Source organism: Enterobacter sp. 301B, from assembly GCF_003850715.1.
Classification (GTDB): Bacteria; Pseudomonadota; Gammaproteobacteria; order Enterobacterales; family Enterobacteriaceae; genus Enterobacter; species Enterobacter intestinihominis.
In genome coordinates, this window is the sequence record NZ_PQTC01000007.1 from 43256 (window position 1) to 56826 (window position 13571).

General features: G+C 57.2%; 12 protein-coding genes. All 12 read left to right on the forward strand.

Annotated elements, in window-relative coordinates:
* The first annotated feature begins 5 nt into the window (after nt 1-5).
* Nucleotides 6-752 carry a colanic acid biosynthesis glycosyltransferase WcaE gene (gene wcaE, locus C3451_RS09730; protein WP_023300546.1) on the forward strand — a complete coding sequence of 249 codons (747 nt, stop codon included), beginning with the start codon at nt 6-8 and terminating at the stop codon, nt 750-752.
* Between the two features lie 16 nt (nt 753-768).
* Nucleotides 769-1317 carry a colanic acid biosynthesis acetyltransferase WcaF gene (gene wcaF, locus C3451_RS09735; protein WP_003863512.1) on the forward strand — a complete coding sequence of 183 codons (549 nt, stop codon included), beginning with the start codon at nt 769-771 and terminating at the stop codon, nt 1315-1317.
* A gap of 24 nt (nt 1318-1341) precedes the next feature.
* The gene (gene gmd, locus C3451_RS09740; RefSeq protein WP_003863514.1) at nt 1342-2463 is read left to right on the forward strand and encodes a GDP-mannose 4,6-dehydratase; all 1122 of its coding nucleotides are present in this window, start codon (nt 1342-1344) and stop codon (nt 2461-2463) included.
* 2 nt (nt 2464-2465) lie between these two features.
* Nucleotides 2466-3431 carry a GDP-L-fucose synthase gene (locus C3451_RS09745; RefSeq protein ID WP_015572377.1) on the forward strand — a complete coding sequence of 322 codons (966 nt, stop codon included), beginning with the start codon at nt 2466-2468 and terminating at the stop codon, nt 3429-3431.
* Nucleotides 3432-3433: 2 nt separating this feature from the next.
* On the forward strand, nt 3434-3913 hold the full coding sequence (locus C3451_RS09750) for a GDP-mannose mannosyl hydrolase (RefSeq protein ID WP_072201098.1): 480 nt from the start codon (nt 3434-3436) through the stop codon (nt 3911-3913).
* Nucleotides 3910-5133: a colanic acid biosynthesis fucosyltransferase WcaI gene (gene wcaI, locus C3451_RS09755; protein ID WP_045621303.1), complete on the forward strand. Its 1224-nt coding sequence runs from the start codon at nt 3910-3912 to the stop codon at nt 5131-5133. Before C3451_RS09750 ends, wcaI begins: the two co-directional genes overlap by 4 nt.
* Before the next feature lie 3 nt (nt 5134-5136).
* The gene (gene cpsB / locus C3451_RS09760; protein ID WP_023300545.1) at nt 5137-6573 is read left to right on the forward strand and encodes a mannose-1-phosphate guanyltransferase; all 1437 of its coding nucleotides are present in this window, start codon (nt 5137-5139) and stop codon (nt 6571-6573) included.
* 108 nt (nt 6574-6681) lie between these two features.
* Nucleotides 6682-8052, forward strand: a complete 1371-nt coding sequence (gene cpsG, locus C3451_RS09765) for a colanic acid biosynthesis phosphomannomutase CpsG (RefSeq protein ID WP_045621302.1) — start codon at nt 6682-6684, stop codon at nt 8050-8052.
* Between the two features lie 128 nt (nt 8053-8180).
* Entirely contained in the window at nt 8181-9575 is a 1395-nt protein-coding gene (gene wcaJ, locus C3451_RS09770; protein WP_124304300.1) for an undecaprenyl-phosphate glucose phosphotransferase, read from the forward strand.
* Between the two features lies 1 nt (nt 9576).
* Entirely contained in the window at nt 9577-11055 is a 1479-nt protein-coding gene (gene wzxC, locus C3451_RS09775) for a colanic acid undecaprenyl disphosphate flippase WzxC (protein WP_022648629.1), read from the forward strand.
* A 15-nt stretch (nt 11056-11070) separates the two neighbouring features.
* A complete protein-coding gene (gene wcaK / locus C3451_RS09780) occupies nt 11071-12351 on the forward strand; it encodes a colanic acid biosynthesis pyruvyl transferase WcaK (RefSeq protein WP_045622855.1) in 1281 nt (426 codons plus the stop codon).
* Entirely contained in the window at nt 12348-13568 is a 1221-nt protein-coding gene (wcaL, locus tag C3451_RS09785; protein ID WP_032623954.1) for a colanic acid biosynthesis glycosyltransferase WcaL, read from the forward strand. Before wcaK ends, wcaL begins: the two co-directional genes overlap by 4 nt.
* Nucleotides 13569-13571: the final 3 nt, after the last annotated feature.

A 13571-nucleotide genomic window follows, 5' to 3' on the forward strand; every position in this document is an offset into this window, starting at 1 on the left:
GATTTATGTTTCTTAGCGTCATTACTGTCGCCTTTCGTAACCACGAAGGGGTGGTAAAAACCTGGCGCTCGCTGCGCAACCTGGCGCGCGATCCGAGCCTCACCTTTGAGTGGATTGTGGTCGATGGCGGCTCGAACGACGGCACGGCGGAGTTCCTGGAAAAACTTAACGGTGAGTTCAACTTACGTTACATCAGCGAGAAAGATAAAGGCATTTACGATGCCATGAATAAAGGCATCAACATGGCGCAGGGGCGCTACGCCATCTTCCTCAATTCCGGCGACGTGTTCCATGAAGATGTGGCGCTGTTTGCACGCCAGCTGGCGCGCCAGAAAGAAGATGCCATGTTTATCGGTGATGCGCTGCTTGATTTCGGCGAGGGGAAAAAAGTGCTGCGCGGCGCGAAACCAGGCTGGTATATCTACCACAGCCTGCCGGCAAGCCATCAGGCTATTTTCTTCCCGATGAGTGGCCTGAAAAAGCAGCCTTACGATTTGCAATATAAAGTGTCATCAGATTATGCCCTGGCCGCCAGCCTGTACAAATCTGGCTACCCGTTCCGTCGAATTAAAGGACTGGTATCCGAATTTTCAATGGGCGGCGTGTCAACCTCGAATAATCTGGAATTGTGCCAGGATGCCAAAAACGTGCAGCGTAAAATATTACGCGTACCGGGGTTCTGGGCGGAATTATCTTATTTCTTACGTCTGAAAACGACGGGTAAAGCGAAAGCCTTATATAACAAAGCCTGAGATATAAGGAAACGTAATGCAGGAATTAAATGGATTCTCCGTGCCGAAAGGTTTTCGGGGCGGGAGTGGTATTAAAGTTCAACTGTGGTGGGCTGTACAGGCAACGTTATTTGCCTGGTCGCCGCAAATACTGTACCGCTGGCGCGCATTTTTACTGCGTCTGTTTGGCGCAAAAATAGGAAAAAACGTAGTCATTCGTCCTTCGGTGAAAATTACTTATCCCTGGAAATTAACGCTTGGGGATTACGCCTGGGTTGGGGATGACGCGGTGTTATATACCCTTGGCGAGATTACGATTGGCGCAAATTCGGTGGTTTCACAGAAGTGTTATTTGTGCACCGGCAGCCACGATTTTATGAGCCCGCATTTTGATATTACCGCTTCGCCTGTTGTGATCGGTGAAAAATGCTGGCTGGCAACAGACGTCTTTGTTGCACCAGGTGTTTCTGTTGGCGATGGCACGGTAGTCGGTGCCCGCAGCAGCGTTTTTAAATCGCTACCGGCAAATAAAATTTGCCGTGGCAACCCCGCAGTGGTGATACGCGAACGCGTTGAAACTGATTAAATTCATAAGTAGAGGAATATAAACATGTCTAAAGTCGCTCTCATCACCGGCGTTACCGGGCAGGATGGTTCTTACCTGGCAGAGTTACTGCTGGAAAAAGGGTATGAAGTACACGGTATTAAACGTCGTGCGTCTTCATTTAACACCGAACGTGTCGATCATATTTATCAGGATCCTCACGCGGCGAACCCGAAATTCCACCTGCACTACGGCGACCTGACCGATACCTCCAACCTGACCCGCATCCTGCAGGAAGTACAGCCGGATGAAGTCTACAACCTGGGCGCGATGAGCCACGTTGCGGTTTCCTTCGAATCCCCGGAATACACCGCTGACGTGGACGCCATGGGTACCCTGCGTCTGCTGGAAGCGATTCGCTTCCTGGGTCTTGAGAAGAAAACCCGTTTCTATCAGGCATCTACCTCTGAGCTGTACGGCCTGGTGCAGGAAATTCCACAGAAAGAGACCACGCCGTTCTACCCACGTTCTCCGTACGCGGTAGCGAAACTGTACGCTTACTGGATCACTGTGAACTACCGTGAATCCTACGGCATGTACGCCTGTAACGGCATTCTGTTCAACCACGAATCCCCACGTCGTGGCGAAACCTTCGTGACCCGTAAAATCACCCGCGCTATCGCCAACATCGCTCAGGGTCTGGAATCCTGCCTGCACCTCGGCAACATGGACTCCCTGCGTGACTGGGGCCATGCGAAAGACTACGTGAAAATGCAGTGGATGATGCTGCAGCAGGAACAGCCAGAAGACTTCGTGATCGCGACCGGCGTGCAGTACTCCGTACGTCAGTTCGTTGAGATGGCTGCGGCACAGCTGGGCATCAAGCTGCGCTTCGAAGGCACTGGCGTGGAAGAGAAGGGTATCGTTGTTTCCGTGACCGGCCACGACGCACCGGGCGTGAAGCCAGGCGACGTGATTGTTCAGGTGGATCCGCGTTACTTCCGTCCTGCTGAAGTGGAAACCCTGCTGGGCGACCCAACCAAAGCGCACGAGAAGCTGGGCTGGAAACCAGAAACCACCCTGCAAGAAATGGTATCCGAGATGGTGGCCAAAGATCTTGAAGCAGCGAAAAAACACTCCCTGCTCAAGTCCCATGGCTACGAGGTTGCCATCGCGCTGGAGTCCTGAGAATGACAAAACAACGTATTTTTGTCGCCGGTCATCGCGGAATGGTGGGTTCCGCGATTGTCCGCCAGCTTGAACAGCGCGGCGACGTTGAGGTGATTGTTCGCACCCGCGACGAGCTGAACTTGCTTGACAGCAAAGCGGTGCAAGACTTCTTCGCCAGCGAACGTATCGACCAGGTGTATCTGGCGGCGGCGAAGGTGGGCGGCATTGTCGCTAACAACACCTACCCGGCGGATTTCATCTACGAGAACATGATGATTGAGAGCAACATCATTCACGCGGCGCATCTGCACAACGTGAACAAGCTGCTGTTCCTCGGTTCATCCTGTATCTACCCAAAAATGGCGAAACAGCCGATCGCCGAGAGCGAACTGTTGCAGGGCACGCTGGAAGCCACCAACGAGCCGTACGCGATTGCCAAAATTGCCGGGATCAAGCTGTGTGAATCCTACAACCGTCAGTATAACCGCGACTATCGCTCGGTGATGCCGACCAACCTCTACGGACCGCACGACAACTTCCACCCGAGCAATTCGCACGTGATCCCGGCGCTGCTGCGTCGTTTCCACGAGGCGACTGCCGAAAACGCCCCGGACGTGGTGGTGTGGGGCAGCGGTACGCCAATGCGCGAGTTCCTGCACGTGGACGATATGGCGGCAGCCAGCATTCACGTCATGGAGCTGGATCGCGAGGTGTGGCAGGAAAACACCGAGCCGATGCTGTCGCACATTAACGTCGGGACCGGTGTGGACTGCACCATTCGCGAGCTGGCGCAGACCATCGCGCAGGTGGTGGGCTACAAAGGACGCGTGGTGTTTGATGCCACCAAACCGGACGGCACGCCGCGCAAGCTGCTGGACGTGACCCGTCTGCATCAGCTTGGCTGGTATCACGAGGTCTCACTGGAGCAGGGGCTGGCCAGCACCTACCAGTGGTTCCTGGAAAACCAGCACCGCTTCCGGGGGTAATGATGTTTTTAAGTCAGGAAGATTTTGCCACGGTGGTGCGTTCCACTCCGCTCATCTCAATTGATTTGATCGTGGAGAACGAACGCGGCGAGTTCTTGCTGGGGAAACGAACCAATCGTCCTGCACAGGGCTTCTGGTTCGTGCCCGGCGGGCGCGTGCAGAAGGATGAGACGCTAAGCGATGCGTTTGAGCGTCTCACTCTGGCGGAACTGGGCCTGCAACTGCCGATGGCAGCGGGCCAGTTTTACGGGGTCTGGCAGCACTTCTATGACGATAACTTTTCGGGCACCGGGTTCACCACGCACTATGTCGTGCTGGGGTTCCGCCTGAAGGTGAGTGAGGCAGACCTGCGTCTGCCTGATTCTCAGCATGACGATTACCGCTGGTTAACGCCAGAGGCGCTGCTGGCAAGCGACAACGTCCATGACAACAGTCGGGCGTACTTCCTTGCGGAACGTCAGGCCGAGGTGCCAGGCCTATGAAAATCCTCGTCTACGGAATTAACTACTCGCCGGAGCTTACCGGTATCGGGAAATACACCGGCGAGATGGTCGAGTGGATGGCGAGCCAGGGACATGACGTGCGGGTGATTACCGCCCCGCCGTATTACCCGGAGTGGAAGGTAGGCGAACGCTATTCCAGCTGGCGCTACCGCCGCGAAGAGGGGGCTGCGACCGTCTGGCGCTGCCCGCTCTACGTGCCGAAACAGCCCTCGACGCTGAAACGTTTAATTCATCTGGGCAGCTTTGCCCTGAGCAGTTTTTTCCCGCTGATGGCGCAACGTCGCTGGAAGCCGGATCGCATCATCGGCGTGGTGCCGACGCTGTTCTGCACGCCAGGCATGCGCCTGCTGGGCAGACTCTCCGGCGCGCGCACCCTGCTGCACATTCAGGATTATGAAGTGGACGCCATGCTCGGACTGGGGATGGCCGGGAAAGGCAAGGGCGGCAAGGTGGCGAAGCTCGCCAGCGCCTTTGAGCGCAGCGGCCTGCACAACGTGGATTACGTCTCGACCATCTCGCGCTCGATGATGAACAAGGCGCAGGAGAAGGGTGTCCCGGCGGAGAAGGTGATCTTCTTTCCGAACTGGTCCGAAGTGGCGCGTTTCCGCGATGTGACAGACCAGGATGCGCAGGCGTTACGCGCGCAGCTCGGTTTGCCTGAAGATCAAAAAATCATTCTTTACTCAGGCAACATCGGCGAAAAACAGGGGCTGGAGAGCGTGATTGACGCCGCGCTTCAGCTGAGCGAACACCCGTGGATGTTCGTGATAGTCGGGCAGGGCGGCGGTAAAGCGCGGCTGGAAAAAATGGCCAGCGAGCGCGGACTGACCAATATCCGCTTCTTCCCGCTTCAGTCTTATGACGCGCTGCCCGCGCTGCTGAAAATGGCGGATTGCCATCTGGTGGTGCAAAAACGCGGCGCGGCGGATGCGGTGCTGCCGTCCAAGCTGACCAACATTCTGGCAGTGGGCGGAAATGCGGTGATTACGGCAGAAGCCGCAACAGAATTAGGCCAGCTGTGCAACAGCTACCCGGGCATTGCCGTTTGCGTAGAGCCAGAATCGGTTCCTGCGCTGGTGACCGGAATTGAGCAGGCACTCGCCATGCCAAAAGAGAACACGGTGGCACGTGAATATGCCGAACGCACGCTCGAGAAAGAGAACGTGCTGAGCCAATTTATTGCAGATATACGGGGATAAATCATGAGTCAAACCACTTTGTATCCGGTCGTAATGGCGGGTGGATCCGGGAGCCGGTTGTGGCCACTGTCCCGCGTGCTTTATCCAAAACAATTTCTGTGCCTGAAGGGCGACCTCACCATGCTGCAAACGACGGTTAACCGTCTGCACGGCGTGGAGTGTGAAAGCCCGGTGGTGATCTGTAACGAGCAGCACCGCTTTATCGTTGCCGAGCAACTGCGCCAGCTGAATAAACTGACCGAAAATATCATTCTGGAGCCTGCCGGACGCAACACCGCGCCTGCTATTGCTCTTGCGGCGCTGGCTGCAAAACGCAGCAGCCCGGACTGCGACCCGCTGATGCTGGTGCTGGCGGCTGACCACGTTATTCAGCAGGAAGACGCCTTCCGCGACGCGGTTCGGGCGGCGATTCCTTACGCTGAGAACGGCAAGCTGGTGACCTTCGGCATCGTCCCGGATCTTCCGGAAACCGGCTATGGCTATATTCGCCGCGGCAGCGTTACGCCTGGTGAAGGCGACAGCGTGGCCTTTGACGTGGCGCAGTTTGTCGAAAAACCGAATCTGGAAACCGCCCAGGCCTACGTGGCCAGCGGTGAATACTACTGGAACAGCGGTATGTTTCTGTTCCGCGCCGGTCGCTACCTGGAAGAGCTGGAAAAATATCGCCCGGATATCTTAAATGCCTGCGAAAAAGCGATGGCGGTGGTGGATCCGGATCTTGATTTTATCCGCGTGGACGAAGAAGCCTTCCTCGCCTGTCCGGAAGAGTCCATTGACTATGCGGTGATGGAACGTACGGCAGATGCGGTAGTGGTGCCGATGGATGCGGGCTGGAGCGACGTTGGCTCCTGGTCGTCACTGTGGGAGATTAGCGCGCATACCCCGGAGGGTAACGTCCATCACGGTGATGTGATCAGCCACAAAACGGAAAACAGCTACGTCTACGCCGAATCTGGCCTTGTCACCACGGTAGGGGTGAAAGATCTGGTGGTCGTGCAGACCAAAGACGCGGTGCTGATTGCCGACCGTAATGCCGTGCAGGACGTTAAAAAAGTGGTGGAGAAGATCAAGGCTGATGGCCGCCACGAACACCATATTCACCGTGAAGTCTACCGTCCGTGGGGCAAATATGACTCCATTGACGCCGGCGAGCGTTACCAGGTGAAACGCATCACCGTGAAGCCGGGTGAAGGGCTGTCGGTGCAGATGCACCATCACCGCGCCGAACACTGGGTAGTGGTGGCGGGGACAGCCAAAGTGACCATCAACGGTGAAGTGAAGCTGCTCGGTGAAAACGAGTCCATTTATATTCCGCTGGGTGCCACGCACTGCCTGGAAAACCCGGGGAAAATTCCACTCGACTTAATTGAGGTGCGTTCCGGCTCTTATCTGGAAGAGGACGATATCGTGCGCTTCCAGGACCGCTACGGGCGGGTGTAGCGCCGTCTTAACGCCGGATGGCGCTTCGCTTATCCGGCCTACGAATGAATAAAAAACAATTAAGCCTGTTAACGGGCGGGCCAACTGTTGCCTGAAAAAGGGGTCATCATGGAAAAATTAACCTGTTTTAAAGCCTACGATATTCGCGGCAAGCTGGGCGAAGAGCTGAACGAAGACATTGCGTGGCGCATCGGCCGCGCGTACGGCGAATACCTGAAACCACAAACTATCGTGCTGGGTGGCGACGTGCGTCTCACCAGCGAATCCCTGAAGCTGGCGCTGGCGAAAGGGCTACAGGACGCGGGCGTCGACGTGCTGGACATTGGACTTTCCGGTACCGAAGAGATCTATTTTGCCACCTTCCACCTGGGCGTGGACGGCGGTATCGAAGTGACGGCCAGCCATAACCCGATGGACTACAACGGCATGAAGCTGGTGCGCAAGGGCGCGCGTCCTATCAGCGGCGACACCGGTCTGCGCGACGTGCAGCGTCTGGCCGAGGCCAACGACTTCCCGCCGGTGAACGAAGCGAAGCGCGGCAGCTATAAGCAGATCAACCTGCAAAAAGAGTACATCGACCACCTGCTGGGCTACATCAACGTGGCGAACCTCAAACCGCTGAAGCTGGTGATTAACTCCGGCAACGGCGCGGCAGGCCCGGTTGTCGATGCACTTGAAGCCCGCTTTGAGGCGCTGAACGTGCCGGTGACCTTCGTCAAAGTGCACAACACGCCTGACGGCAACTTCCCGAACGGTATTCCTAACCCGCTGCTGCCGGAGTGCCGCGACGACACCCGCAACGCGGTGATTGAGCACGGCGCCGATATGGGTATCGCCTTTGACGGCGATTTCGACCGCTGCTTCCTGTTCGACGAGAAAGGGCAGTTTATCGAAGGCTACTACATCGTTGGCCTGCTGGCGGAAGCGTTCCTTGAGAAAAATCCGGGGGCGAAGATCATTCATGATCCGCGTCTTTCCTGGAACACCGTTGACGTGGTGAAGGCCGCGGGCGGCGAGCCGGTGATGTCTAAAACCGGCCACGCGTTTATCAAAGAGCGTATGCGCGAGGAAGACGCCATCTACGGCGGCGAGATGAGCGCCCACCACTATTTCCGTGATTTTGCCTACTGCGACAGCGGGATGATCCCGTGGCTGCTGGTAACCGAGCTGCTGTGCCTGAAAGGGCAGAGCCTGGGCGAACTGGTACGCGACCGCATGGCGGCGTTCCCGGCGAGCGGCGAGATCAACAGCAAACTGGCACAGCCAGCCGAGGCCATCGCCCGCGTCGAACAGCACTTTGCCATTCATGCGCTGGAGATTGACCGTACCGACGGTATCAGCATGGCGTTCCCGCAGTGGCGCTTCAACCTGCGTTCTTCCAACACCGAGCCGGTGGTGCGCCTGAACGTTGAGTCCCGCGCCGATACCGCGCTGATGGAAGCCCGAACGAAGGACATTCTGGCGCTGTTGAATCAGTAAAAAGAAAACCTTACCCCTCACCCTAACCCTCTCCCCAAAGGGGAGAGGGAACTTGAACACCCTCTCCCCTTTGGGGAGAGGGCCGGGGTGAGGGGCGAGGGGAAAGGTTTAGAACTAAAGGAACAACGATGACAAATCTAAAAAAGCGCGAGCGAGCGAGAACGAATGCATCGTTAATCTCTATGGTGCAGCGCTTTTCTGATATCACCATCATGGTCGGCGGACTGTGGGCGGTGTGTTGGGTCAGCGGGCAGTCGTTCTTATACATGCACTTGCTGATGGCGTTGATTGCGCTGGTGGTGTTTCAGATGATCGGCGGCATGACCGATTTCTATCGTTCATGGCGTGGCGTCAAAATGACCACCGAACTGATGCTGCTGCTCCAGAACTGGACCTTAAGCCTGATTTTCAGCGCAGGCCTGGTGGCGTTCAGCCATGATTTTGATAATCGGCTTGTGACCTATCTCTGCTGGTATCTGTTAACCAGCGTTGGCATGGTGGTCTGCCGCTCGCTGATCCGCTTTGGCGCGGGCTGGCTGCGCAACCGTGGGGATAACCGTCGCTTTGTTGCCGTGGCGGGCGACCTGCCGGTGGGACAGGTGTTGCTCGACAGCTTCCGCAAAGAGCCGTGGTTAGGTTTTGAAGTGGTGGGGGTTTATCACGACGCGAAGCCCGGCGGCGTACCATCTGACTGGGCGGGCAGCTACGAACAGCTGATAGAAGACGCGAAAGCCGGCAAAATTCACAACGTCTACATCGCCATGCAGATGAAAGATGAATCCCGCATCAAGACACTGATGCGCGAGCTGGCCGATACCACCTGCTCGGTGATCCTCATCCCTGACGTGTTTACCTTCAATATTCTCCACTCCCGTATTGAAGAGGTGAACGGGGTACCGGTTGTTCCGTTGTACGACACGCCGCTGTCGGGGATTAACCGCGTGCTGAAGCGCGTGGAGGATATCGTACTTTCGTCCCTGATCCTGCTGCTCATCTCCCCGGTGCTGTGCTGCATTGCGCTGGCGGTGAAGCTCAGCTCTCCGGGGCCGATCATCTTCCGTCAGACCCGCTACGGCATGGACGGTAAGCCGATCATGGTATGGAAATTCCGCTCCATGAAGGTGATGGAGAACGACAAGGTGGTGACCCAGGCGACGCAGAACGATCCGCGCGTCACCCGCGTGGGTAACTTCCTGCGCCGTACCTCGCTCGATGAGCTGCCGCAGTTCATCAACGTGTTCACCGGCGGGATGTCCATCGTCGGGCCTCGTCCTCACGCCGTGGCCCATAACGAGCAGTACCGTACCCTGATTGAAGGCTACATGCTGCGCCATAAGGTGAAGCCAGGCATCACCGGCTGGGCGCAGATCAACGGGTGGCGCGGCGAGACCGACACGCTGGAAAAAATGGAAAAACGCATCGAGTTCGATCTGGAGTACATCCGCGAGTGGAGCCTCTGGTTCGATATCAAGATTGTTTTTCTGACCATTTTCAAAGGCTTCGTGAACAAAGCGGCGTACTAAGATGAGCTTACGAGAAAAAACCATCAGCGGCGCAAAATGGTCAGCCATGGCCACCATCGTCATCATTGGCCTCGGCCTGGTGCAGATGACGGTGCTGGCGCGCATTATTGATAACCACCAGTTTGGTCTGCTGACCGTCTCGCTGGTGATTATCGCCCTGGCCGATACGCTGTCGGACTTTGGTATCGCCAACTCCATTATCCAGCGCAAAGAGATCAGCCATCTGGAGCTGACCACCCTCTACTGGCTGAACGTTGGGCTGGGTATCTTCGTCTTTGTGCTGGTGTTCCTGCTGAGCGATGTGATTGCCGGCGTGCTGCATAACCCGGACCTGGCGCCGCTGATGCGCACCCTGTCGTTTGCTTTCGTGGTGATCCCGCACGGGCAGCAGTTCCGCGCGCTGATGCAGAAAGAGCTGGAGTTCAACAAGATCGGCATGATTGAAACCAGCGCCGTGCTGGCGGGCTTTACCTTCACCGTTGTCAGCGCCCATTTCTGGCCGCTGGCGATGACCGCCATTCTCGGCTACCTCGTTAACTCTGCCGTGCGCACGCTGCTGTTTGGCTTCTTTGGCCGCAAGATTTATCGCCCGGGACTGCATTTTTCGCTGGCGTCTGTTTCATCCAACCTGCGCTTCGGCGCGTGGCTGACGGCAGACAGCATTATCAACTATGTGAATACTAACCTCTCTACGCTGGTGCTGGCGCGCATTCTGGGCGCGAGCGTCGCGGGCGGCTACAACCTGGCGTATAACGTCGCGGTTGTCCCACCGATGAAGCTCAACCCCATCATTACCCGCGTGCTGTTCCCGGCGTTCGCCAAAATTCAGGACGATACCGAGAAGCTGCGTGTGAACTTTTACAAGCTGCTCTCCGTGGTGGGGATCATCAACTTCCCGGTACTGCTGGGGCTGATGGTGGTCGCCAGCAATTTCGTACCGCTGGTGTTTGGCGAGAAGTGGAACAGCATCATCCCGATCCTGCAACTGCTGTGCGTTGTGGGGCTGCTGCGCTCGGTGGGGAACCCGATTGGTTCTCTGCTGATGGCGAAGGCGCGCGTGGATATCAGCTTCAAGTTCAACGTGTTTAAAACCTTCCTGTTTATTCCGGCAATTATTGTGGGCGGGCACATGGCGGGTGCCATTGGCGTGACGCTCGGCTTCCTGCTGGTGCAGATCGTCAATACCGTGCTGAGTTACTTCGTGATGATCAAACCGGTGCTGGGCTCCAGCTACCGTCAGTACATTCTCAGCCTGTGGCTGCCGTTTTATCTCTCCTTACCGACTCTGGCGGTGAGCTACGGCCTGGGCGTGGTGCTCAACGGGCATCTGCCGCTGGCGGCGCTGCTTGCGGTGCAGGTCGCGGCAGGCGCGCTGGCATTCGGCGTGATGATTGTACTGTCACGCAATGCGCTGGTGGTTGAGATAAAGCGCCAGTTTTGCCGTAACGAAAAAATGAAAACGCTGCTTCGCGCAGGCTAATTTTACGAGGCCATTATGAAATTACTTATTCTTGGCAACCATACCTGCGGCAACCGTGGCGACAGCGCCATCCTGCGCGGTTTATTGGATGCAATTAACACCCTTAAGCCTGAGACAGAAGTGGATGTGATGAGCCGTTATCCGGTCAGCTCATCCTGGTTACTGAACCGCCCGGTGATGGGCGACCCGCTCTACAGCCAGATGAAACAGCACAACAACGCTGCGGGCGTGATGGGGCGCGTGAAGAAAGTACTGCGTCGCCGCTACCAGCATCAGGTGCTGCTTTCTCGCGTAACCGACACCGGCAAGCTGCGCAACATCGCCATCGCGCAGGGCTTTACCGATTTCGTGCGTCTGTTGTCCGGCTATGACGCCATTATTCAGGTCGGCGGCTCGTTCTTTGTCGATCTCTACGGCGTGCCGCAGTTTGAGCATGCGCTCTGCACCTTTATGGCGAAAAAGCCGCTGTTTATGATCGGCCACAGCGTCGGGCCGTTCCAGGATCCGCAGTTTAACCAGCTGGCAAACTATGTCTTCGGCCACTGCGACGCGCTGATCCTGCGCGAATCGGTCAGCCTCGACATGATGAAGCGCAGCGAGATCGACACGTCAAAAGTGGAGCACGGCGTGGATACCGCCTGGCTGGTGGATCATCAGGTCGACAGCTTCCAGCCGAGCTACGCGGTCCGGCACTGGCTGGACGTGGCGGCGAAACAGAAAACCGTCGCGATTACCCTGCGCGAACTCGCCCCGTTCGATAAACGTCTCGGCACCACCCAGGCGGCGTACGAGAAAGCCTTTGCCGACGTGGTAAACCGCGTGCTCGACAGCGGCTACCAGGTGCTGGCGCTCTCCACCTGCACCGGTATCGACAGCTATAACAAGGATGACCGCATGGTGGCGCTGAACCTGCGCAACCTGGTGAACGATCCGTCCCGCTACCACGTGGTGATGGACGAGCTGAACGATCTGGAGATGGGCAAGCTGCTCTCCGCCTGCGACCTGACCGTGGGCACGCGTCTGCACTCGGCTATTATCTCGATGAACTTCGGCACGCCAGCCATCGCTATCAACTACGAACACAAGTCCGCGGGCATTATGCAGCAGCTCGGTATGCCGGAAATGGCCGTCGATATACGTCATCTGCTGGACGGTTCGCTGGGTGCGATGGTGGGCGACACGCTCGGCCAGCTGCCTGCGATCAACGAACGTCTGGCGGTGGCGGTGAAAGCCGAACGCGAAAAAGGTATTGGCATGGTGAAATCCGTCCTCGACCGCGTCCGGGAGGGGAAATGAAGGTTGGTTTCTTCTTACTGAAATTTCCGCTGTCGTCTGAAACTTTTGTGCTGAACCAAATCACCGCGTTTATCGATATGGGGTATGACGTGGAGATTATCGCCCTGCAAAAGGGCGATACGCAAAACACCCATGCGGCGTATACCCAGTATGGGCTGGAGGCGAAAACCCGCTGGTTGCAGGACGAACCCGCCGGACGGATGAACAAACTGCGCCATCGCGCCGGACAGACGCTGCGCGGCCTGCATCGCGCCTCGACGTGGCGGGCGCTGAATATGTCGCGCTATGGGGCGGAGGCCCGCAACCTGATCTTATCCGCCATTTGCGGGCAAACGGCCCAGCCGTACCGGGCCGATGTCTTTATCGCTCACTTTGGCCCGGCTGGCGTCACGGCGGCAAAACTGCGTGAGCTGGGGGTGATTGACGGCAAAATCGCCACGATTTTCCACGGTATCGATATCTCCAGCCGTGAAGTGCTGAACCACTACACGCCGGAATATCAGCAGCTGTTTCGCCGTGGCGACATGATGCTGCCGATAAGCGACCTGTGGGCCGGGCGCCTGAAAACCATGGGGTGCCCGAGCGAGAAAATCACCGTTTCACGCATGGGCGTGGACATGGAACGCTTCACCCAGAGACCGGTCAAGGTGCCGGGCAAGCCGCTGCAAATTATCTCTGTTGCCCGCCTGACCGAAAAGAAAGGGCTGCATGTAGCCATCGAAGCCTGTCGCCAGCTGAAGGCGCGTGGTGTGGACTTCCACTATCGCATCCTGGGTATCGGGCCGTGGGAGCGTCGCCTGCGCACGCTGATTGAACAGTATCAGCTGGAAGACGTGGTGGAGATGCCGGGCTTCAAGCCGAGCCACGAAGTGAAAGCCATGCTCGACGAGGCGGATGTGTTCCTGCTGCCTTCCGTAACCGGCGCTGACGGCGATATGGAAGGCATTCCCGTGGCGCTGATGGAGGCGATGGCGGTCGGCATTCCGGTGGTCTCGACGTTACACAGCGGCATCCCGGAGCTGATCACCTCTGAGCATTCCGGCTGGCTGGTCCCTGAAAACAATGCGCTGGCGCTGGCGGACCGTCTGGCCGCGTTCAGTGATATCGATCAGCAGACGCTGATCCCTGTGCTGCAAAATGCGCGGCAAAAAGTTGAAGCAGAATTCAATCAGCAGGTGATTAATCGCCAGTTAGCGAGCCTGCTGCAAACGCTGTAACGC